Source organism: Azospirillum sp. TSO35-2 (assembly GCF_003116095.1).
Taxonomy (GTDB): domain Bacteria; phylum Pseudomonadota; class Alphaproteobacteria; order Azospirillales; family Azospirillaceae; genus Azospirillum.
Genome location: NZ_LGRA01000008.1, coordinates 486,445 through 507,559 on the forward strand (window position 1 = coordinate 486,445; position 21,115 = coordinate 507,559).

Sequence of the window (21,115 nt, forward strand, 5' to 3'; positions counted from 1 at the left end):
ATCGTCCGAGACACATGGGAAGGGCGGCCGCAACGCTGTGGCCGGGGGCGAGGGCGCGATGAGCGATGCGACGAACACGGGTGCCGGACAGGATCGGGCGGGGATGGAGATGCTGGCCACCGCCCTGGCGAGCCTGCTGAACGAGGACACCGCCAGCCCGGCGCCGGCGCGGTCGGCGCTGGTCGCCGTCGCCCTGGGCGGGCGGAGCGATGGGGAGCCGGCGCGCATACGCTCCTTCGCCCTGCGCCGGGCCGACCGGGCGGCGGAGGTGGCGTTGCCGGCGGTCGACCGCCGCGGCCTGATCTACAGCCTGACCAAGACCATGCTGGCCGCCGCGGTGCTGCGCTTTGCCGCCCGTGGCGTCGTCGATCTCGACGGGGCGGCGGAGCGCTGGTTGCCCGAACTGGCCGGGCGGGCGGAGCCGGTCAGCGTCGCGCACATCCTGGCCCACCGCGCCGGCCTGCCCGATTACGGCGGCCGGGCCGATTACCGCACCGCCGTCGCCGCCGGGGACGAGCCGTGGAGCGGCGACGAGTATCTGGAGCGCTGCGGGGTGGCGGGGCCGCCGGTCGGCGCCTTCGCCTATTCCAACATCGGCTACCTGCTGGTCGGCCGGCTGCTGGAGCGCGCCGGCAACGCCCCGCTGGCCGACGTGATGACGCGCGAGGTGTTCGGGCCGCTGGGGCTGGCGTCGGCGACGATGCCGCGGACCCGCGCCGACCTTGGCGGGCTGTTCTTCGGGCCGAGCCCGACCTTCGGCGACGCGCCGGTGGCCGAGCGCTACCACCCCGGCTGGGTGTCGCACGGCGTGGTGGCGATGGCCGCGGCGGACGCCGCCCGGCTGCTGCACGGGCTGACCGAGGATTACCTGCCGGGCGCGCTGCTGCGCCGGATGCACGACGGCCTGCCGGTCGGCGGCCCGATGGGCGGGCGCCCGTGGGTCGAACCGTCCTATGGGCTGGGGACGATGGTGGAGCTGGACCCGGCGGCCGGGCCCTATTGGGGACACACCGGCGGCGGGCCGGGGGTGACGCCGGTCGCCTACCACGCGCCCGGCCCCAACCCGGTGTCGGTCGCCGTCCTGCTCGACGGCGAGGACGGGGCGCTGGCCGAATGGATGGCGGTCGAGGCGATCCATCGCCTGCGCGGCGGCCGCTGAGGCGCGGCGGCGGCGCCTCCCACCGCCCACCCTCCGCCGCTTGCCCCACCGCTTGTCCACCATCCGGGCGTGCCCATCTTCCATCATAAGGGGGACAATCCGGCTGCCCGGGCGGTAGGATTGCCGCAAGGGACCGGCCGGAACGGCGTCCCGGCAAGAACCGGTTGGGGAGGACGAGGCGTATGGGAGAAGCGGCCCGCACAATGCCCGATTACCCGTGGCTGGCGTCGTACCCGCCCACCGTGGATTGGGCGATGCCGATCCCGGCCCTGCCGCTGACCGTCCTGCTGGACGACGCGGTGGAGCGCCACGGCGACAAGCCCTGCCTGAACTTCCTGGGCAAGCGCACCAGCTACCGCGAGCTTGGCCGGCTGGTCGATCAGGCGGCCTGCGGCTTCCAGGCGATCGGGGTGGGGAAGGGCACGCGGGTCGGGCTGTTCCTGCCCAACACCCCCTATTACGTCATCGCCTTCTACGGCATCCTGAAGGCCGGCGGCACGGTGGTGAACTTCAACCCGCTCTACGCCGAGCGCGAGCTGATCCACCAGATCGGCGACAGCGACATCGACCTGATGGTCACGCTGGACCTGAAGATCCTCTACGACAAGATGGCGCGCATGCTGGCCGAGACCCGGCTGAAGCGCCTGCTGATCGGCCGGATGGCCGACATCCTGCCCTTTCCGAAGAACTGGCTGTTCCCCATCGCCAAGCGGGCGGAGGTCGCGGCGATCCCGCGCGACGACCGCCACCTGTTCTTCGCCGACCTGCTCGCCAACGACGGCCGGCCGGCGCCGGTGTCGATCGACCCGCGCGCCGACGTGGCGGTGCTGCAATACACCGGCGGCACCACCGGCGTGCCCAAGGGCGCCATGCTGACCCACGCCAACCTCTACGCCAACACCATGCAGTGCGCCGCCTGGTACGAGGCGAAGGAGCGGCGCCCCACCGAAAGCGGAGAGGACGGGCAGGAGAAGCTGCTGGGCGTGCTGCCGCTGTTCCACGTCTTCGCCATGACCGCGGTGATGAATTTCGGCCTGCGCATGGGGGCGGAGATCGTGCTGCTGCCGCGCTTCGAGCTGGAACAGGTGATGCGGACCCTGGCGAAGGAGCGGATCACCCTGTTCCCCGCCGTGCCGACCATCTACACCGCGATCAACCACCACCGGTCGCTGAAGGACTACGACCTGTCCAGCATCCGCTTCTGCATGTCCGGCGGGGCGCCGCTGCCGCTGGAGGTGAAGGAGGCGTTCGAGCGCACGACCGGCTGCACGCTGGTCGAGGGCTACGGCCTGTCGGAATGCTCGCCGGTCGCCACGGTGAACCCGGCGGTGCTGCACCCGACCAAGAAGGGCTCCATCGGCCTGCCGCTGCCCGGCACGGTGGTGGAGATCGTCAGCCTGGACGAGCCGCGCCGCGTCCTGCCCCCCGGCGAGAAGGGCGAGGTCTGCATCCGCGGCCCGCAGGTGATGGCGGGCTATTGGCGCCGGCCGGCCGAAACGGCCCAGACGCTGGTCGACGGCCGCCTGCACACCGGCGACGTCGGCATCATGGACGCCGACGGCTACACCACCATCGTCGACCGCATCAAGGACATGATCCTGTGCAGCGGCTTCAACGTCTACCCGCGCAACGTCGAGGAGGCGATCTACCTCCATCCCGCCGTCGCCGAATGCGTGGTGGCCGGCATCCCCGACGAGTATCGCGGCCAGACGGTGAAGGCCTATGTCCGGCTGGACGAGGGCCGCAACCTGACCGCCGACGAGCTGGTCGCCTTCCTGAAGGACAAGCTGTCGCCGATCGAGATGCCCAAGGTCGTGGAGTTCCGGCGGGAACTGCCCAAGACGATGATCGGCAAACTGTCGCGCAAGGCCCTGCTCGACGAGGAGGGCCGCAAGCGCAGCGCCGGAGGTCCGGCGTGACCGCCGGTCCGCCATCCGGCTCCGCCCCCGACCGCAAGGCCGTCCGCGCCCGCATCATCGGCCGGGTGCAGGGGGTGTGGTACCGCGGCTGGACGGTGGAGACCGCGACCGGGCTCGGCCTCAGCGGCTGGGTGCGCAACCGGTCCGACGGCACGGTGGAGGCGCTGTTCGCCGGCCCCGCCGACGCCGTTGACCGCATGCTGGCGGCCTGTCGCCGCGGCCCCGGCGCCGCCGTGGTGCGCGACGTGGTGACCGAACCCGCCCAGGATGTCGGCGCGACCGGGTTCGAGCAGCGGCCGACGCTGTAAGCCGCTCCATTAGCACTCCGCTAACCATGACGGCGTCAGGATGGGGCGGACGCGGATTGGGGATGGCAGCGGCATGAGCGACGTCGCGGGCATGAAAGCCATGCTGGCCGGCGTCTTCGCCAAGGCGGCGGAGGCGAAGGGCAAGGCTGTCCGCAAGCCGCCGCCGCCCGATCCCCGCCGCCCCGCCGCGCCGTCGCGCACCGGGGCGGAGCCGGCCGTGCTGCTCGACGTCGGCCAACGTGACGGGGCGGTGGAGGCGGTTGGCGATCCTTTGGCCGGAGCGCCGCCGCCGGGCCTGGACGGGCGCCTCGACGCCGCGATGCCGGTGATGGCGCGTGACCTCGGCCGGCTGCTGACGGCGTTCGGGGCGGACGACGGCGCGACCGACGCGGTCTTGCGGGCCTTCGCAGGCCGCTTCGGCACGGAGGACCGGCGGACCGCCGCCGCGATGCTGGACGGCGCGCTGACGGGCGCCGTGGTGGCGGTGCAGGGCGTTGACCTGTCACTTGCGCCGGGCGTGCCGCCGCAGGTCCATTTCGACCGCGCTACCCTGTCGATGGAACACCCACCCGGCGAAGCTCCGGCCCTGGGCCTCGCCGCCATGCTCGGCGCGCTGCGGTCCGCCCGTCGCCCGTCGCCGGAGCCGGGACTGACCATCCGCGCCGACGAAATCGACGCCGACGCGCTCGACCACCTGACGACGGCGCTGAGCCGCGCCATGACCGCACCGCCGCCGCAATTGCAGGGCTGGCTGGAGGGGCAGGCCATCCTGTCGCCTGACGGGGCGGTGGTGGACGGCGAACCGCTGGCGCTGTCGCTCGACCTCAAGGCCGCGCTGCCGCCGTCCGCCGCGGCGCCGGCCAACGCCGCCAGCGACAAGGCGGTCGGCGCGCCGATCAGGGAGCCAGGATTCGATGTCCGAATTTGAGCCGCGCCGCGCCGCGACCGTGTCTTTCCGCTGCGGTGCCGTCGCGCTGCTGGTCCTGCTCGCCGCCGCCCCGGCGCTGGCGGCCAGCGCGCTGGACCGCACGCAGTCGGACCACATGGCGCCACCGCCGCCGGATGGGAACCTTCCCATCGCGCCGCCCATCGTGCAGTACGCGCTGCCGCCGCAATGGATGACGATCCGCTCCAAGGAGGACTGGCGCAAGGCCGGCAAGTTCGAGAAGGAGCTGAGCAAGGACTGCGCCGCGCTGCGCTTCAACGAGATATCGCCGCTGCGATTCCGCGCCTATTTCAAGGGCGAGGTGATGGGGGTCGCCTTCGGGCACGGGCTGAACCTGCGCGATCCCGGCAAGAAGGCCGACCGCAAGAAGATCTACCTGTTCCACAACGGCGATTCGACCGGTTGCACCGTGCAGTCGATGGACAACCAGGACCCCCGCGTGAACCCCGCCGCCGGTCAGGCGACCACCCCGACCGGCAGCGGCTTCAAGAAATACTAGGCGCCGTCGCCGTCCCCCGTTCCTTCCTCCCCGCGCATCGGCCCGCCGAACACCTCCGGCCAAGCGGCGATCAGCGCGGAGTCGACGTCCTCCATCGTCACCAGCTGGCCGAGCGCCACGATGGAGGTCACGCCATGCTCGGCGATGCCGCAGGGGACGATGCCGCCGAAGTGCGACAGGTCGGGCTCCACGTTCAGCGCGATGCCGTGGAAGCTGACCCAGCGCCGCACGCGCACGCCGATGGCGGCGATCTTGTCCTCCTGGCCGCGCAGGCCGCCGTAGGGCTGCTTGTCGACCCAGATGCCGACGCGGCCCTCCCGCCGCTCGCCCTTGATGTTGAAGGCGGCGAGCGTCCGGATGATCCATTCCTCCAGGTCGCGGACGAAGGCGCGGATGTCGGCGCCGCGCGCCTTCAGGTCCAGCATCACATAGGCCACGCGCTGGCCCGGCCCATGGTAGGTGTACTGGCCGCCGCGGCCGCTGCGGTACACCGGGAAGCGGTCGGCCTCCAGCAGGTCCTCGTCGCGTGCGCTGGTGCCGGCGGTGTAGAGCGGCGGATGCTCCAGCAGCCAGACCAGCTCGGGCGCGGTGCCGGCGCGGATCGCCTCGACGCGGGCCTCCATCGCGGCGATGGCCTCGGGGTAGGGCACCGGCTCGTCGGAGATGCGCCACTCGATCGGGCGGCCGGCGACGGGGGTGTCGGTCGGGGGCGGACTGGCGGGCTGGCTGGTCACGGAGGTCATTCGGTCGGGTCTCGGTCGGGTGTCGTGGAGGGCTCGGTGGGAGGGTGATCGGCCGGTCGGATGGCCGTTTGTCGATTTTCTTCGCGAACGATGATTGTAGCGCTTGATCGCCCGCCGGGAAGCTGATATCTACCCGCTCCACCCGATGAGGCGCGCAAGTGCCGGTCGGGGCTACCAGCCTCGTGCGGTCGTGGCGGAATTGGTAGACGCGCAGCGTTGAGGTCGCTGTGGGGCAACCCGTGGAAGTTCGAGTCTTCTCGACCGCACCACTCCCATGCAGATGGGAACTTACGAAAGGCCCGCAGGTCTCTGACCGAGCGGGCTTTTTCGTGTCTGCCGTTCGGCTTCCCCCGATCTCCTCCACAGGTCCTTGGCCGGCGTGATGGTGGCGGCTGTAAATGTTTGCCGAACGTCTTGTATGGAGTCGGCTCGCCGCAAGATAAAATATCAGAACTGATAATAATAAAGCAAACCAGAGCCATTGTGCCGTGAGAACGTGAAAGGTTTGTCATTGGCGCCCTGGGAAAGTGAACAGTTTGACATCGGTGCAAACCATCCTTCTCTTGAGGTGCCCCAAAAGCCGTAATACCATGGCGCCGACAAATATGGTCGGCGCTGTGCTGGGCCATTTGGCGGCATCAATGGCAAGAGGACATCATGGCGACTGTGGTGATGATGAAGCACCCGCAAACTGGTCTTACCAAGAAGGGTCTGGTCGGCTTCAGCTGGACCACGTTGTTCTTTGGCGGTTTCCCGGCTCTGTTCCGCGGTGATTGGGGCATGGGGCTTCTGCTGATGGTCCTGTCCATCTTCACCGGCAACCTGTCCGGGCTGATCGCCGCGTTTCTCTACAACAAGCATTACACGTCGAAGCTGATCGAGAAGGGCTACCAGTTCGCCGACACCGACGCGCTGAACTCCATCGCGCGTGCCAAGCTCGGCATCGACACGTCCGGCGCGGTCCCCAACCCGACCTGAACCGGGACACCGGGCGTCGACATACGGGCAGGGCGGCGCGCATCGGGCGCCGTCCTGCCCTTTTTGATTCCAGCTTTCGCTTCCGGGGAGGCCACCGGCGACCCCGGTCGCTCAGCGGAACTCGATGTAGGTGTCGAGCGCGGCGCGGCGCAGGGCCTTGACGATGTGCGGGGCGGCGCCGGTGGCGATGACGCGCCCGCCTGATTCGCGGCTGCGGTTGGCCAGGATGAACAGCATCCCGATGGCCGCCGAATCGATGAAGGTCACGAAGCGCAGATCCAGCGGCACCACCGGCCGGTGGCCGAAGTCCCAGTTGCCCAGCATCTCGTGGAACCTTGCGCCGTCTTCGTAGGTGCAGCGGCCGGACAGCAGGATGCCGTCGCAGTCGCCGACGGTGGTGAAGGCATAGTCCATCGCCGCTTTCGGTCCTTTGTCCCCGGTTGCCGACGCGCGCCCATGGGACCATGAAGCGTCGGCGCAGCGCAAGAATCGGATTCCGCGGCCATACCAAGGGCGACCATACCAAGGAATGACCGGGGCCGGCGGTCCGGACTGGACAAACGGGAGCGGCCCCTCTATGTCGGGGGCGCCCCCCCGTCGCCGCCGGTTCGGACCGGCGGTCCGGCGGGACGCGTCCACAACCCGTCAACCCCGCCAACTCCGGTGCCGCCGGCCGACCGTCCGATTCCGCGGACCCGTGCCGCCGCCTCGGCGTTGCCATCGTCGAAGGGAGGGTGCCGCCATGCACACCGATCCCAACACGCCGGACCTGCGGCCCGACGGCGCGCTCCCGCCCGATCCGTCTTCGAAAGGCCCCCTCCATGGCGGGCCCGAGGCGGCGGAGGACGAACGTCCCTACGGCGTCGAGCCCGAGTTCGTGGAAGAGATCGTCGCCCTGCTGCGCGCCCGCGAACGCGACGCCGTGCTGGCGCGGCTGGCGGGGCTGCACGCCGCCGACATCGCCGACCTGATCGAGCAGGCCGATCCGAACGAACGCGCCGACCTGATCGACCTGCTGCCGGCGGCGCTGGACGGCGAGGTGCTGTCCTACCTGAACCCCGACCTGCGCGAAGCGCTGATCGAGCGGTTCGAGCCGCAGGAACTGGCCGCCGCCGTCGCCGACCTCGACACCGACGACGCCGTCGACCTGATCGAGGATCTGGATGCGGAGACGCGCGCCCAGATCCTGGCCAACCTGCCCGCCGAAGAACGGGCGCTGGTCCAGGAGAACCTGACCTACGACGAGGACAGCGCCGGCCGCATGATGCAGCGCGACCTCGTCGCGGTGCCGGAATTCTGGACGGTCGGCAAGACCATCGACTATGTCCGCGCGGCGACGGACGAGCTGCCGGAGGATTTCTACGACATCTTCATCGTCGACCCGATGCACCGGGTGGTCGGTGCGGTGCCGCTGTCGCGCCTGCTGCGCCAGCGCCGCGCCGTGCGCATCGCCGACCTGGTGACCGACGAGGTCGACGCCATCCCGGCCACCATGGACCGCGAGGAGGTCGCCAACCTGTTCCGGCAATACGCCCTGGTCTCGGCCCCGGTCGTCGACGCCGCCGGCCGGCTGATCGGCGTCATCACCGTCGACGACGTCGTCCGCATCATCGACGAGGAGGCCGAGGACGACCTGCGCAAGCTCAGCGGCTCCGGCGACACCGGCGTCTTCAGCGGCATCGCCGACATCGCCCGCGGCCGCGTCGGCTGGCTGACCGTCAACCTCGCCACCGCCTTCATCGCCTCGGGCGTCATCTCGCTGTTCGAGGGCACCATCGAGCAGATCGTGGCGCTGGCGGTGTTGATGCCGATCGTCGCGTCGATGGGCGGCAACGCCGGCACCCAGACGCTGACCGTCGTCGTCCGCGCGCTGGCGACGCACGAACTGTCGTCGGCCAACGCCCTGCGCGTGGTCGGCAAGGAGCTGCTGGTCGGGATGATCAACGGCGGCATCTTCGCCGTCATGGTCGGGCTGATCGCGCTGATCTGGTACGGGCCGATGATCGGCGTCGTCATCGGGCTGGCGATGATCATCAACCTGATCGTCGCCGGCCTCAGCGGGGCGTTGATCCCGCTGGGGCTGGAGAGGATCGGCGTCGACCCGGCGGTCGCCAGCGCGGTGTTCCTGACCACGGTCACCGACGTCGTCGGCTTCCTGGCCTTCCTCGGGCTGGCGTCGCTGTTCCTGCTGTAATCGGTCTTGCCGCAACGGGGGCTGCCCGCCGGTCAGCCGGCGCGGTCGAGCTGTTTCAGGCAGCCGATGTAGCGGTTGATGTCCTCCATCCGCCGGGCGTGGTCGTTGAGGTCGGTCAGGCGGCCTTCGATCGCCTGCTGCGCCCCGTCGACCTCCGCGATCACCGACCGGATGTCGGCCTGCAGTTGCAGCGCCGCCTGGGCGGCCTCGTCCATCCGGACGCTGGTGTCGTCCAGCTTGCCGCCGACCGTGCGGACCGACGTCACCACCTGGTCGATCGCCCGCCGCGTGTCGGCCAGCGTCTGCTTGGTGTCGTTGGCGAGCTTGCGGACCTCGGCGGCGACCACGGCGAAGCCGCGGCCGGCCTCGCCCGCCCGTGCCGCCTCGATGGTGGCGTTCAGCGCCAGCAGGTTGGTCTGGCTGGCGATGCCGTCGATCACCGACAGCACCTTCTCGATGCTGGTCACCACGGTGGAGAGCTGGCCGAACTCCCGCTCCATCTCCTCCTTCCGCTGGGCGTGACCGTCGAACAGGCCGGCGTGGCGGTTCAGCGTGGTCTGGATCTCGGCCATCGACCCGCCGATGCGCGCGGCGTAGCCGGCGGTTTCCTGGACGCCGCTGTTCAGGCTGACCAGAGCGTCGAGATAGCTGTGCATCCTCTCGATGATGCGGTTGCGGATGCGGCTGAGCAGTTGCAGCCGGTTGTAGCGGGTGGCGATGAAATAGCTCTGGAACTTCGCGTAATGCACCGGGAAGCGGTCGACGAGGTCGTCGGCGAAGGCGGCGCCTTCCGGCACCTCGAAGAACATCAGCGCCGACAGGGTCTGGTTGATGTTGATGCCCAGCAGCTCGCCGAAGGTCGAGAAGCCGGCGGCGGCGATGCCGTCGAAGGCGCGGACGCGGGACAGCGCGTCGCCGTTGTTCAGCCGGCGCAGGATGCAGTCGTTCAGGATGGCGCCGGCCGGCCGCGGCTTGCCGCGCAGATAGGCGGTCAGGTCCTCCTCGGTCTGGCGGACGAAGTCGGTGGCCTCGACCAGCCGCAGCTCGTCGCCGGCGTTGACGTCGCAGTAGAAGGTGACCTCGCCCTTGTCGAAGTCGAAGCCGGCGATCGACCGCACGAACAGCTCGCCGTCCATCTCGATCGCGAAGGTGTGCTTGGCCAGCCGGGCCGGCACCTCCTGCGGCTTGCAGCGCAGGGCGGCGGCCAGCGCGTCGATGAAGCCGATCACCTCGAAGCTGTCGGGGTCGATCACGCTGCGCACGATGCGGCGCATCGGGTCGGCGTCCACCACGGCGAAGCGCGTCGGCGTCGGGCGGAAGTTCTGCGACTTGAACACGCCGTAGCGCATGCCCGGCGCCACCTTCAGGAAGATGGTCAGCGCGGTGTTCTCCACCACGCGCTGGCCGTCGAACATCCGGGTGTGCTGGAAGTCGAGCGTGCCGCCGGCCGAGCCGCCGATGAACAGGCAGGGGAAACGGCCGGAGCGGTACACCGCCTCCATCAGCGAGCTTTCGCTGGCCGACAGCCCGTCGACGAAGGTCAGCGCCACCGTGTCGCGGCTGTCGATGCCGAACGGCGGCTGGATGCGGTCCAGCTCGCGGCGGATCGACTCGACCCGGCCGGCCGTGTCGGGCGACGGCCGGCCGGCGCGGACATCCTCGCAATGGAGCGGAACGGCGTGGACGCTGACCGCGGCGACCAGGCGCGGGCTGAAGGCCTGCAGCACCACGCTGTCCCAGCGGTTGCCGGCGCTGCGGTAGAGCGGCTGCCCTTCGGCGGCGCACAGCTCGCCGGCGGTCGACACCAGCACCACCGGGGTCGCCGCCGGCAGCGCTGCGCGGACGGCGCGGGCGGTGGCGGCGAAATCGACATGCGGCGAGACGAAGCCGACGACCAGGGCCGGCGCGCCGCCTCCGCCGCTGTCGGCGAAGGACAGGCCTTCCAGCGCCGCGGCGTCGATCCGCGCGGCCGGCAGGCACAGGGTGCGGATCGGCGGCCCGTCCCGTCCGGCGGCCGGGGAGGGCGCCGCCGGGGATGCCGCCACCGCGGGCAGGCTGTGGGAGCGATCGGATCCGTGGTCCGGGGTTGAGCGGAAAAGGTTCAACATGCCGGCGCATCCTCTGTCGTTTATCGTTGATCACGCAACTTTGGATGCCGTTCCTCGATCATTGTCGGCATCGCGACGGACACTTTGCTGCTATTCGTACGCCTATTCCGTAACGATCGGCATCCGGGGTGCCCCCAATGCGGGTGTGGCAAGCGGTCGCACTTGACTGACCAGAGGTTGCGACCCCCGGCAGATTCCGCTTGTAAGGCCAGCAAAACATCGGCATAAGGCGAGGCATAGGCCTGGGGTGCCGCGCGGTGGTCGCGCGGCTGAGAACACACCCATCGAACCTGTCTGGGTAATGCCAGCGAAGGGAGCCGCCGCATGATCCATGCGTCCGAACCACGTCCGTTTTCCGTTTCCGAACCGGGACTCCGTCCGTCCGCTTGCCGCCCGTCCGTGGCCGTCATCGGCGCCGGCTGCATCGGCCTTGCCATCGCCTGGCGGCTGGCCGCCGCCGGCTGCCGCGTCGACGTCTTCGACCGCGGCGAGGCCGGGCGCGGCGCCACCCACGCCGCCGGCGGCATGCTGGCCGCCTGCGTCGAGACCGAACCGGGGGAGGAGGGGTTGCTGCCGCTGACCCGCGCCTCGCAGGCGCTGTGGCCGGACTTCGCCCGCGATCTGGAGGCGGCGAGCGGCCTGCCCGTCGATCTGCGCGGCGAAGGCACCATGGTCATCGCGCTCAACGCCGACGACGCCGCCAAGGTCCGCTTCCTGCACGGGTTCCAGCGCGACCTCGGCCTGCCGGTCGAGTGGCTGGGCGGGGCCGAGGTGCGGCGGCGCGAACCCTATCTCCAGCCCGGCGTCGCCGGGGCGCTGTTCTGCGCCGGCGACCATCAGGTCGACAACCGCAAGGTCGCCACCGCCCTGCGCCGCGCCGCCGCGGCCGCGGGCGCCCGCCTGCACGAACATTGCGGCGATGTGGCGCTGGCGTTGGAGCGGGACCGCGCCGCCGGGGTCCGGCTGGGGGAGGCGCTGCACCGGGCCGACCGGGTGGTGCTGGCCGCCGGCGCCTGGTCCGCCGGGGTGCCCGGCCTGCCGGCGACCGCCCGGCCGCCGGTGCGGCCGGTGAAGGGGCAGATGGTCTGCCTGCGCATGGACGCCCGGCTGCCGCTGCTGCGCCATGTGGTGTGGACGCCCGGCACCTACCTGATCCCGCGGCTCGACGGCCGCCTGCTGATCGGCGCCACGACGGAGGAGCGCGGCTTCGACGACCGCCTGACCGCCGGCGGCCAGTTCGCGTTGCTGGAGGGGGCGTGGCGCGCCCTGCCGGGCATCGCCGAACTGCCGATCGAGGAGTCCTGGGCCGGCTTCCGTCCCGGCAGCCGCGACGACGCGCCGATCCTGGGCGAAACGGCGGTTCCGGGCCTGATCCACGCCACCGGCCACCACCGCAACGGCATCCTGCTGACCCCGGTGACCGCCGACGGCATCGCCCGGCTGGTGCTGACCGGGGAGACCGACCCGCTGTTGCGCCCGTTCGTCGCCGATCGCTTCACCAGGATGGGAGCCGCCGCATGAGCGCCGTCCTCCGCGTCAACGGCCGTGACGAACCGCTGGTGGTGGACACCGTCGCCGCCCTGCTGGCGGCCCACGGCGTAGACGACGGCGCCCGCGGCGTCGCCGTCGCCCTGAACGGCGCCGTCCTGCCCCGCCGCCGCTGGGCCGACACCGCGCTGCAGCCCGGCGACAGCCTGGAAATCGTCCGCCCGATCCAGGGCGGCTGATCTCCCGATCACCACGAGCTCGACCCCTCTCCCCCGTGGGCTACAGCGTTCACGCATCTCCAGGCATTGGCGCGCCAAGGGAACAAGGACTGTCCGTCATCCCCGCGAAGGCGGGGATCCAGTGTTCCCAACGGGTTCTCTTCCGGAAAAGCCTGGATTCCCGCCTTCGCGGGAATGACGGCCGGGAAAGTCCCTCACATCCAGTGCGTTCCTCGATCCCGAGATGCGTGGATCCCTTGGCACCCGGGGGAGGGCCTGTTTCACCGCCGGAGCCCGATCCCCATGACCCTTCCCACCACCAACTCCCCCACCGATCCGCTCGTCATCGCCGGGCGCAGCCTTGGTTCCCGGCTGTTCCTGGGCACCGCCGGCTATCCCAACCAGCAGGTCATGCTCGACGCGCTGGCGGCCAGCGGCAGCGAGCTGGTCACCGTGGCGATCCGCCGCATCAGCCTGGACGGCTATTCCGAAAGCCTCGTCGACGTGCTGGCCCGCGCCACCGCCGGACGGCCGGGTGGTGCGGTCGGGCTGCTGCCCAACACCGCCGGCTGCCTGACCGCGAAGGAGGCGGTGCTGACCGCCCGGCTGTCGCGCGAGGCGCTGGACACGCCCTGGATCAAGCTGGAGGTCATCGGCGACCGCGACCTGCTCTACCCCGACGTCGAGGAGCTGCTGCGCGCGACCGAGGAGCTGGTGAACGACGGCTTCGTCGTGCTGCCCTACTGCAACGACGATCCCGTCACCTGCCGCAAGCTGGCCGACCTGGGCGCCGCGGCGGTGATGCCGCTGGGCGCCTTCATCGGGTCCGGCATGGGCATCCGCAACCCGCACGCCATCGAGACGATCTGCGCCCGCAGCCCGGTGCCTGTGGTGCTGGACGCCGGCATCGGCACCGCGTCCGACGCGGCGCGCGCGATGGAGCTGGGCTGCGCCGCGGTGCTGCTGAACACCGCGGTGTCGAAGGCGCGCGACCCGGTGCGGATGGCGGCGGCGATGCGCGATGCGGTGTCGGCCGGGCGCGGCGCCCATCTGGCCGGCCGCATGCCGATGCGCGCCTTCGCCGAACCGTCCAGCCCGCAGATGGGCCTGATCGGCGGCTGAGCGAAGAAGCGGGCACCGGGCCGGACCTCGTTCGGCCGCTTGATCGGAAGCCGCGACTGACGCAGGCTGTGGCGCAACGCATCCCTGCCGGAGACCGATCCCGTGCCCGCCACCTTCGAACCCCGCGACCCCGACTGGAAGGCGCGCTGCCTCGCCTCGTTCGAACAGCAGCCGATCTGCAAGACGCTCGGCATCGAGGTGGCGGCGGTCGAGCCCGGCTTCTGCGAAATGCGGCTGCCGTTCCGCGCCGACCTGACGCAGCAGCACGGCTTCTTCCACGCCGGCATGGTATCGACCCTCGCCGACAACGCCGGGGGCTACGCCGCCTACTCGCTGATGCCGGCGGGGGCCGAGGTGCTGGCGGTCGAGTTCAAGATCAACCTGCTGGCTCCGGCCAAGGGTGACGTGATGATCGCCCGCGCCCGCGTGGTGAAGCCGGGCCGCACCCTGGTCATCACCCAGGTCGAGGTGTCGATGCTGGACGGCGGCGTCGAAAAGGACTGTGCGCTGATGCAGCAGACCACCATCTGCCTGATGCCGAAATGATCCCCAGCATTCCTGGAAAGGGTTTCTCCATGTTGTCCCTACGCGCTGGTGCCGCCTCTGCTTTTGCCGCCCTGCTGCTGGCCGGCGGCCTCGCCGGTCTGTCCACCCCGGCGGAGGCGAAGGATCCGCCCTCCTGCGCCGCCATCTCCTTCCGGCCGCTGGTCCCCGGCGGCCCCGACGGCGAGCAGGACGCCGGCCTCTACAAGTCGCGCTTCGGCAAGATCGAGGTGAAGGCCGATGTCAAGGGCGGTCAGGCGACCAACTATTACATGGTGCTGAACGGCAAGAAGGTGGACGGCCCGGCGGCCCCGCCGAAACTGTCGGAAAGCTGCCTGAAGTCCAAGCACGTCAAGGTGCCGGTGATCAAGCAGTCGTCCGGCGCCTGCACCGGCAGCCGGTTCCGCGTCGTCGTCGACCGCTCCGGCGGCAAGCCGGTCGCCGCCTTCTTCGGCCTTCAGGGCGACGACTGGGCCTATTGCAGCGCGACGACGCTGTAAGGCGCCGGCGTCAAGAACGGGGGAGGAGCGGCGCTCCTCCCCAACCGCCGTTGGGAGCGCTGCCGGTCAGATCGCCAGCGCCTTGATCCGCTCGCGCAGCGCCTGACGCGCCGCCTCGGCCTCCGCCCGCGCGGTGGCGGCGTCGCGGGCCAGCGCGTCCAGGCGGTTTTCCGCGTCCGCCATCTTGGCCATGGTGCGCTTGTGCAGGTCGCTGCCGGCAGGCAGGGCGGTCAGGTTGGCGCGCAGCCGCTCCTGGTCGGCGACCCGCTCGTTGCGCTCGCGCTCCAGCTCGGCGATGCGGCGCTCCTTGGCGGCGACGGCGGCGCGGGAGGCGGCCAGCGCGGTCAGCGCCTCGCGCACCGGCGGCGGCAGCTCGGTGGCGGCGGCCTGAACGGCGAGCTGGTCGGCGCTCAGGTCGGTCAGCGTGATCCGTTCCTGGCGCGGCCGCTCCAGCGTGGCGGTCAGCGTCACCGTCTTGCCCGCCGGCACCGACAGCGGCAGCCGGTAGGCGGTGGCCGTGGCGTCGCGCCCAGCGTCATGCCGGGTGTCGCGCTTGCCCTCCGGCCCGCCGGCCGCCGGTTCGGCCAGCTCCCAGCCGGCACGGCGCGGGTGCTCGATCACGACGTTGCGGTCGCCGTCCGGGGCGCCGGCCACCGTGTAGGTGGTGCTCTGGCGGTCGGTGACCGACAGGGTCAGCACCCCGTCGGCGATGGCGGCGCGGGCGAGGGTGCGGCTCGGCGTCTCCACCCGGTCGATGGTGACCGCCTGGTCGACGGCGAAGGACAGCATCCGGCTGTCCCCCGCCGGCAGGGTCGCCATCCGGGCATCGCCGACATAGGCGCCGGCGCCGCCGGAGCGGTCGTAGAAGGTCAGCAGCCCCGGCGGCAGCGCCGTGCCGCTGTCGTTCTTCAGACGCAACGCGGCCAGCGGGTGGCGCGGCTGGGTGGCGGGCTGGTACAGCGCGACCCGCTCGACCGGCAGGGCGCGCGCGGCGATCGGCATCATCAGCGTGCCGCCGTCGGGAACGCTGACCGGCTGCGGGTAGTGGAACAGCACCTGGGCGCCCTCGGCCGTCCCGGCCTCGGCGCTCTGCAGCGCGGCGACCGCCGGCGTGCCGGAGGCGGCGGGGGCCGCGTAGGGGGCGGGCGCCATCTTGCCCATCGGCTCGGCCATCGGGGCGGGAGCCGTCGCCATGGGAGCGGGGGGCGGCGGCATGGCGGCGGCGCGCGACGACTCGGCCCGCAACGCCGGGCGCGCGCTGTCCAGCGTCACCGTGCCTTCGTCGGCGGTGGGCAGCACGCGGCCCAGCACCTCGACCGGCACCTCCGGCCGCTCGACGAAATAGGGGGTGTAGAGCGCCTGGCGCAGGGTCACCGGGTTGCCCGACACCACCGTCAGGTCGACGCCGCGCCAATCCTCGCCGCTGAGGTTCTCCAGCACCGCCCAGCCCTGCAACGCGCCCGTCCGTGCGCCGGCATCGCCGCCACCATTGCCGCCGCCGGGGCCGCCGGAGCCGTCCGCCGACAGGCTGAGCCGGTAGGTCGCCTTCCACAGCGGCATCGCCGCGACATAGCCGACGCGGACCCGGCGCTCTCCGGCGCTCTGGCCGTTCGGGGCGCTGCTGTGCACCGTCAGCCGCCGCCGCTCGCGCCGGGCGTTGTCGGCGACGGCCACCAGCGCCTTGCCGATCTGGTCCTGCACCGCCGGGTCGGTGAAGCGCAGCGCGTCGGCGTCCTCCAGCACCAGTTGCCGCAGCCCCTCGGCGGTCATCAGCGTCACCCGGTGCCGGGTGGTGGTGGCGTCGCCGCCGCCCGGCAGCCGCACCGTCTCCTCGGTCACCGACACCAGCCGGCCGGTCAGTTGGCGGTCGCCGCCGGTCGTCACCTCCGCCCCCCTCATCGCGCTCAGCAGCGCGGCGGGGGAGGCGAGGTCGCCGGCCGAAAAGGGCAGTTCGCGGAAGGCGGTGTCGAGCGGTTCCGCCCCCGGCAGGCCGATGGTGCCGACGCCACCGCGGTCGTCATAGACCACGATGCTCTTCAGCACGTCGTCGACCTGGTCGCGCCGCACCTCCAGCGTCAGGTCGGCGTCGCCGGCCACCGTCGCCTCATACTCGAAATAGCCGACGCCGCCGGTGGACAGCAGGACCCGTGTCAGCGCCAGCCGGTTCGCCGCCGGGGCCGTCGGCGCATCGGCCGCCCAGGCGGCCGGCGCCGCCAGCAGCAGCGCCGTGGAGGCGAGAAGGATGGCACGGGTCATGATGGTCCTCTCCGTTTTGGAATCCCGACCGCCGGGATAGCCGCGAAATCGGGCGGGAATGCGGAGACTGAACCGTGGGGGCGGAAAACGCGCGGGGCCGGCGGGTTCCGGCCGCTCGGATCAGGGCGTCGCCGTCAGCCAGCGTTCCATCATCGTGCGCCACAGTGGGGCGGCGACGACGATGCCGGCCGCCCCGGCGTTGTGCCCCGGAGCGGCGTGATGGGTGGGGTGATGGTGAGCGCAGCGCTCCTGCACCGGACGGCGGTTGCCGTCGGCGGGCGTGCGCCGCGCCGTCCTGGTGCGGTGCGGCGTTCCGTGGGGATGGGCCGCGGCGGGTGGCGCCAGGGCGTTGGGTCCGGTCATGATCGCAGCGGTGTTCGGTGTCAGCCGTTGCGCCCGACCGAGCGCGCCGAATCGAGATGGCGCCTCGCCTCGCCCAACAGCAGGCGATGCTGCGCCAGCGTGTCGCGGACCGAGCCGTATTGCCCATAGACCCGCACCTCGTTCAGCAGCCGGTCGGCACGGTCGAGCAGGGCCAGGCGTTCCAGGCAGCGATCGATGGTCGACATGGCGGTGAACTCCCTTTCAAAACGGTCCGTCAAATCGGCTTTGCAAACCGGCGGCGCGCATCCGGCGCGGTGTCCGCCCCTCTCCAATGGTCGGCATTTAAGCCGCACCGTGTTTCCGGTTAATGTCCAGGAAAGGGTGATTTGATGTCGCCGCCGCCGGGTGTCGTTTCAGCCGGCTCATGCGGACGGCGGCGGAGGGGCCGCTGTTACGGGGTTGTAACGCATTGCGTGCCGCTCGCGCGTGGGATAAGAAGAGCGGGGGAGGTAACAGGCATGCACATTCTTGCGGTCGATGACGACGAGCCGATTCGGGAGCTGTTGGCGTCCTATCTGGCGGGCGAAGGCTACCGGGTCACCACGGCGCACGACACCGCATCGGCCAAGCAGGCCCTGGATGGGGAGCCCGTCGACCTCGTCGTCTGCGATCTGCGCCTGCCCGATGGCGACGGCCTGGGGCTGGTCCGCCAGATCCGCACCGAATCGCAGATCCCCGTCATCATCCTGTCGTCGAAGGACCAGGACGTCGACCGGATCGTCGGGCTGGAGCTGGGTGCCGACGATTACCTGACCAAGCCGTTCAACCCGCGGGAACTGCTGGCCCGCATCAAGGCGGTGCTGCGCCGCGTCTCCGGCGAGGGACGGCCGCCGCGCGGCGCCGACGAGCTGCGCGCGGTGGTCCAGTTCGCCAACTGGGAACTCGACCTCACCGCCCAGCGCCTGCGCGGGCAGGAGGGGCGCGAGGTGGAGCTGACCAAGGCGGAGTTCGGCCTGCTCGCCGCCTTCGTCAAGCGGCCGCAGCGCGTGCTGACCCGCGACCAGCTGCTCGACCTCACCCGCGTCGACGGGGCGGAGGTGTTCGACCGCTCCATCGACGTGCTGATCCTGCGCCTGCGCCGCAAGATCGAGGCGAACCCGAAGGAGCCGCGCATCATCAAGACCGAGCGCGGCGCCGGCTACGTCTTCGACGCCAAGGTCCGCACCGTCTGAGCCGTACACCGTTCGAGGGGGCGCCTCGCCGGAAGGCCCGGCCGCCCGCCCTGGACGCCGGGCCATCCGCGGGTTAGCCTTTCCGCTGAACAGTTTGCGCCCGGAACCAATCGGGCGTGCCAGCCGGGAGGGAACGCGCGTGCCGGAGCCCATCGACTTCTATTTCGACTTCGCCTCGCCCTACGGCTATTTCGCCAGCCTGCGCATCGACGAGTTGGCGGCGAAGCACGGCCGCGGCGTCACCTGGCGCCCGATCCTGCTCGGCGCCATCTTCAAGGTGACCGGCATGAAGCCGAACCTGCAGCAGCCTTTGCGCGGCGAATATCTGACGCTTGATGCCGGCCGCATCGCCCGGTTGACCGGCGCCCCCTTCACCTTCCCCGATTCGTCGCCGGTCAGTGGCGTCGCCGCCTCGCGCGCCTTCTACTGGCTGACCGACGAGCATCCCGAACAGGCGAAGCTGCTGGCCCGCGCGCTCTACCACGCCCATTTCGGCGAAGGACGCGACATCGGCGTGGCCGACACGGTGGCGGAGATCGCGGCGGCGACGCTGGGCAGCCTCGGCATCGACCGCGCCGCGGTGGCGGCGGCGCTGCAGGACCCGGCGGTCAAGGACCGGCTGCGCAGCGAAACCGAGGAGGCGGTCGATCGCGGCGTCTTCGGCTCCCCCTTCGTCATCGTCGATGGCGAGCCCTTCTGGGGCTGGGACCGGCTCGACATGGTCGACCGCTGGCTCGCCACCGGGGGGTGGTGAAAGGCCGGCCGCCGGCGGGGGTACGGGAGGGGAGCGAGAATCGTTCGACCGGGAACCGAAATCACTGACGGTCGGGGTAGGCAAACCGCTATAAATCCGGACTATCACCTTCGTTCGCGCACCGTCGCCGGTGCCTGATTCCGTTCCGGTTTGACGCCCCATGGACCAGATCGTTCCCGACCGCCGCCCCCGGCCCCCCGGCCAACCCGCCGCGACTCCGCATGGCGGGCGCAGCGCGTCGCGCCGTTCCTGGCTGGGCGGGGCGCTGCTGACCGCGCTGCTGCTCGGCCTGATCGCGCTGTCGATCCGCTCGGTGTCGGGAGACCTGACCTTCGTCCTGCTCGGCTCGGTCGGGCTGGTGGTCGGCGCCTTCCACTACCTGTTTCCGGGCAGCCAGTTCTTCACCCTGGCGCTGACCAACTTCATCGGCGTCTACGCCTGCATCTTCGTCTTTTTCCTGGAAAGCAATTTCCACAACATCAAGCCACTGACCCAGGCCATCGCCTTCGTGCTGCCGCTGGGCGCGTTCCTGGGCGGGGCGTGGTGGCGGGCGGACGACATCCGGCGCATCGTCATGTCGCGGCGGCTGCGCGAAGGCGCGCATTTCGACCGCATCTTCCTGTGGATGGCCCCGGTCTGGGGCATCGGCGCCCTGACCTTCCTGGTGCCGGGGCAGGACATGGACCCGCAGATCGTCAGCGCCATCTTCCTGCTGGCGATGTCGGCGATCGCCGGGGTGGTGGCGCTGGTCGCCCGCGACATCGCGATCTTCCTGCTCGACGCCGGGCTGCTGTTCGAAGGTTTCTTCCAGCAATCGGCGCGGCTGGTGCTGCCGGCCTTCGCCTTCCTGACCTTCTATTCGCTCTCCATCATCCTGTTCGGCGCCATCTACACCATCATGGACCGCTTCATGGCCGAACCGAACTTCGTCATCGAAGGGGTGCGGCGCGACCTGACCTTCGCCGAGGGCATCTATTTCTCCATCGTGACCTTCGCCACCGTCGGGTATGGCGACATCCACCCGGTGTCCGGCCCGGTCCGCCTGGTCTGCGGCATCGAGATCGTCATGGGCGTGCTGCTGCTGCTGTTCGGCTTCAGCGCCATCATCGGCCATGCCCGGCCGACCGGCCACTCCGACCGCAACGATCCGCTCTGAACGGCAACGGGGTCGGGGCCGGGTTGGGGCTTGGGTGAGTTGCCGCCATGCCGGGGGACATTCCGGCATGGCGCGCTATGTTAGGGGCGGTTCAGTCCTTCAACACGGCGATCATGGCCCTGCATCTCATCAAACTCGCGGTCGGCGTCCGCGATCTCGACCATCTGGCGGAGCTTCAGGACCGCCGCGCCGTCACCACCGACGGCCAGACCCGCGTCCCCGTCTACACCCGGCGCCTGCCCAAGCGCGGCGACGAGCTGCTGGCCGGCGGGTCGATCTATTGGGTGGTCAAGGGCAGCGTCCTGGTGCGCCAGCCCATCCTTGCCATCGACACCGGCACCGACGCCGAGGGCGAGAGCTTCTGCACCCTCCATCTCGCCGCCGACCGGGTGCCGACCGTACCGACGCCGCACCGGCCGTTCCAGGGTTGGCGCTACCTGACGACCGAGGCGGCCCCGCAGGATCTGTCCGCCGCGGGTGGGGCGGGGGAGGCGTTGCCGGCCGACATGGCGGCCGAACTGCGCGCGCTCGGCCTGTTGTGAGCCTGCGCCTGGATTGTCCGTCCGCTCCACCAACATAAAAATGCGAAAGGCAATGAAAAAAGCGCTTGCCTGATTTGGGGGAGGGCGCCTATAACCCGGTCCACCGACGGCGGGGCGCTGAACGAA

22 protein-coding genes, 1 tRNA gene and 1 riboswitch are annotated in these 21,115 nt (G+C 70.8%); of the genes, 17 read left to right on the plus strand and 6 right to left on the minus strand.

The genetic code is table 11. The features are described 5' to 3' along the window. The first annotated feature begins 58 nt into the window (after positions 1-58). The 5 genes from TSO352_RS03690 (at position 59) to TSO352_RS03710 (ending at position 4,831) form a co-directional block, all read left to right on the plus strand. Positions 59-1,159, plus strand: a complete 1,101-nt coding sequence (locus TSO352_RS03690; RefSeq protein WP_247871881.1) for a serine hydrolase domain-containing protein — start codon at positions 59-61, stop codon at positions 1,157-1,159. 203 nt (positions 1,160-1,362) lie between these two features. Further along, a complete protein-coding gene (locus tag TSO352_RS03695; protein ID WP_247871882.1) occupies positions 1,363-3,078 on the plus strand; it encodes a long-chain fatty acid--CoA ligase in 1,716 nt (571 codons plus the stop codon). After that, positions 3,075-3,386: an acylphosphatase gene (locus TSO352_RS03700; protein ID WP_109106010.1), complete on the plus strand. Its 312-nt coding sequence runs from the start codon at positions 3,075-3,077 to the stop codon at positions 3,384-3,386. The genes TSO352_RS03695 and TSO352_RS03700 overlap by 4 nt, the downstream gene beginning before the upstream one ends. A gap of 73 nt (positions 3,387-3,459) precedes the next feature. After that, the gene (locus tag TSO352_RS03705; RefSeq protein ID WP_109106011.1) at positions 3,460-4,314 is read left to right on the plus strand and encodes a hypothetical protein; all 855 of its coding nucleotides are present in this window, start codon (positions 3,460-3,462) and stop codon (positions 4,312-4,314) included. Beyond that, complete coding sequence (locus tag TSO352_RS03710; protein ID WP_109106012.1) at positions 4,301-4,831, plus strand: hypothetical protein; 531 nt, start codon at positions 4,301-4,303, stop codon at positions 4,829-4,831. Before TSO352_RS03705 ends, TSO352_RS03710 begins: the two co-directional genes overlap by 14 nt. Here TSO352_RS03710 and lipB read toward each other — a convergent pair. Next, a complete protein-coding gene (gene lipB / locus TSO352_RS03715) occupies positions 4,828-5,508 on the minus strand; it encodes a lipoyl(octanoyl) transferase LipB (protein WP_199231518.1) in 681 nt (226 codons plus the stop codon). The genes TSO352_RS03710 and lipB overlap by 4 nt on opposite strands. A 250-nt stretch (positions 5,509-5,758) precedes the next feature. Here lipB and TSO352_RS03720 point away from each other — a divergent pair. Then, a tRNA-Leu gene (locus tag TSO352_RS03720) sits at positions 5,759-5,843 on the plus strand. A 388-nt stretch (positions 5,844-6,231) separates the two neighbouring features. Continuing rightward, positions 6,232-6,552 (plus strand): hypothetical protein, encoded by a 321-nt coding sequence (locus tag TSO352_RS03725; RefSeq protein ID WP_109106014.1) that lies wholly within the window; start codon positions 6,232-6,234, stop codon positions 6,550-6,552. Between the two features lie 111 nt (positions 6,553-6,663). Here TSO352_RS03725 and TSO352_RS03730 read toward each other — a convergent pair whose 3' ends face one another. Beyond that, complete coding sequence (locus TSO352_RS03730) at positions 6,664-6,966, minus strand: STAS domain-containing protein (RefSeq protein ID WP_109106015.1); 303 nt, start codon at positions 6,964-6,966, stop codon at positions 6,664-6,666. Between the two features lie 328 nt (positions 6,967-7,294). Here TSO352_RS03730 and mgtE point away from each other — a divergent pair, with 328 nt between their 5' ends. Next, the gene (mgtE, locus tag TSO352_RS03735; RefSeq protein WP_109106016.1) at positions 7,295-8,746 is read left to right on the plus strand and encodes a magnesium transporter; all 1,452 of its coding nucleotides are present in this window, start codon (positions 7,295-7,297) and stop codon (positions 8,744-8,746) included. A gap of 32 nt (positions 8,747-8,778) precedes the next feature. Here mgtE and TSO352_RS03740 read toward each other — a convergent pair whose 3' ends face one another. Beyond that, positions 8,779-10,854, minus strand: a complete 2,076-nt coding sequence (locus TSO352_RS03740; RefSeq protein WP_109106017.1) for a methyl-accepting chemotaxis protein — start codon at positions 10,852-10,854, stop codon at positions 8,779-8,781. A 233-nt stretch (positions 10,855-11,087) separates the two neighbouring features. Next, a riboswitch (TPP riboswitch) is annotated at positions 11,088-11,187 on the plus strand. On the opposite strand from TSO352_RS03740, the gene thiO reads away from it, so the two are divergent. The 5 genes from thiO (at position 11,179) to TSO352_RS03765 (ending at position 14,725) form a co-directional block, all read left to right on the plus strand. Further along, positions 11,179-12,375 (plus strand): glycine oxidase ThiO, encoded by a 1,197-nt coding sequence (gene thiO / locus TSO352_RS03745; protein ID WP_199231473.1) that lies wholly within the window; start codon positions 11,179-11,181, stop codon positions 12,373-12,375. (Overlaps the previous riboswitch by 9 nt.) After that, a complete protein-coding gene (thiS, locus tag TSO352_RS03750; protein ID WP_109106019.1) occupies positions 12,372-12,581 on the plus strand; it encodes a sulfur carrier protein ThiS in 210 nt (69 codons plus the stop codon). The genes thiO and thiS overlap by 4 nt, the downstream gene beginning before the upstream one ends. 282 nt (positions 12,582-12,863) lie before the next feature. Then, entirely contained in the window at positions 12,864-13,682 is an 819-nt protein-coding gene (locus tag TSO352_RS03755; RefSeq protein WP_109106020.1) for a thiazole synthase, read from the plus strand. A gap of 102 nt (positions 13,683-13,784) precedes the next feature. Continuing rightward, complete coding sequence (locus TSO352_RS03760) at positions 13,785-14,228, plus strand: PaaI family thioesterase (protein ID WP_109106021.1); 444 nt, start codon at positions 13,785-13,787, stop codon at positions 14,226-14,228. Positions 14,229-14,257: 29 nt separating this feature from the next. Then, positions 14,258-14,725, plus strand: coding sequence for a hypothetical protein (locus tag TSO352_RS03765; protein ID WP_109106022.1), 468 nt, complete (start codon positions 14,258-14,260; stop codon positions 14,723-14,725). Positions 14,726-14,791: 66 nt separating this feature from the next. Here the strand turns inward: TSO352_RS03765 and TSO352_RS03770 are convergent, their stop codons facing one another. From TSO352_RS03770 to TSO352_RS03780, 3 genes are all read right to left on the minus strand, one after another. Then, positions 14,792-16,981 (minus strand): hypothetical protein, encoded by a 2,190-nt coding sequence (locus TSO352_RS03770; RefSeq protein ID WP_109106023.1) that lies wholly within the window; start codon positions 16,979-16,981, stop codon positions 14,792-14,794. Positions 16,982-17,101: 120 nt separating this feature from the next. Continuing rightward, on the minus strand, positions 17,102-17,344 hold the full coding sequence (locus TSO352_RS03775) for a hypothetical protein (protein WP_109106024.1): 243 nt from the start codon (positions 17,342-17,344) through the stop codon (positions 17,102-17,104). 20 nt (positions 17,345-17,364) lie between these two features. Further along, positions 17,365-17,550, minus strand: coding sequence for a hypothetical protein (locus TSO352_RS03780; RefSeq protein ID WP_109106025.1), 186 nt, complete (start codon positions 17,548-17,550; stop codon positions 17,365-17,367). A 273-nt stretch (positions 17,551-17,823) separates the two neighbouring features. Here TSO352_RS03780 and TSO352_RS03785 point away from each other — a divergent pair, with 273 nt between their 5' ends. The 4 genes from TSO352_RS03785 (at position 17,824) to TSO352_RS03800 (ending at position 20,989) form a co-directional block, all read left to right on the plus strand. Then, positions 17,824-18,537, plus strand: coding sequence for a response regulator transcription factor (locus tag TSO352_RS03785; RefSeq protein WP_109106026.1), 714 nt, complete (start codon positions 17,824-17,826; stop codon positions 18,535-18,537). 139 nt (positions 18,538-18,676) lie between these two features. Next, positions 18,677-19,291, plus strand: coding sequence for a 2-hydroxychromene-2-carboxylate isomerase (locus TSO352_RS03790; RefSeq protein WP_109106027.1), 615 nt, complete (start codon positions 18,677-18,679; stop codon positions 19,289-19,291). Between the two features lie 160 nt (positions 19,292-19,451). Next, a complete protein-coding gene (locus TSO352_RS03795) occupies positions 19,452-20,447 on the plus strand; it encodes a potassium channel family protein (RefSeq protein WP_109106028.1) in 996 nt (331 codons plus the stop codon). A 113-nt stretch (positions 20,448-20,560) separates the two neighbouring features. Further along, positions 20,561-20,989: a DUF1489 domain-containing protein gene (locus TSO352_RS03800; protein ID WP_109106654.1), complete on the plus strand. Its 429-nt coding sequence runs from the start codon at positions 20,561-20,563 to the stop codon at positions 20,987-20,989. Positions 20,990-21,115: the final 126 nt, after the last annotated feature.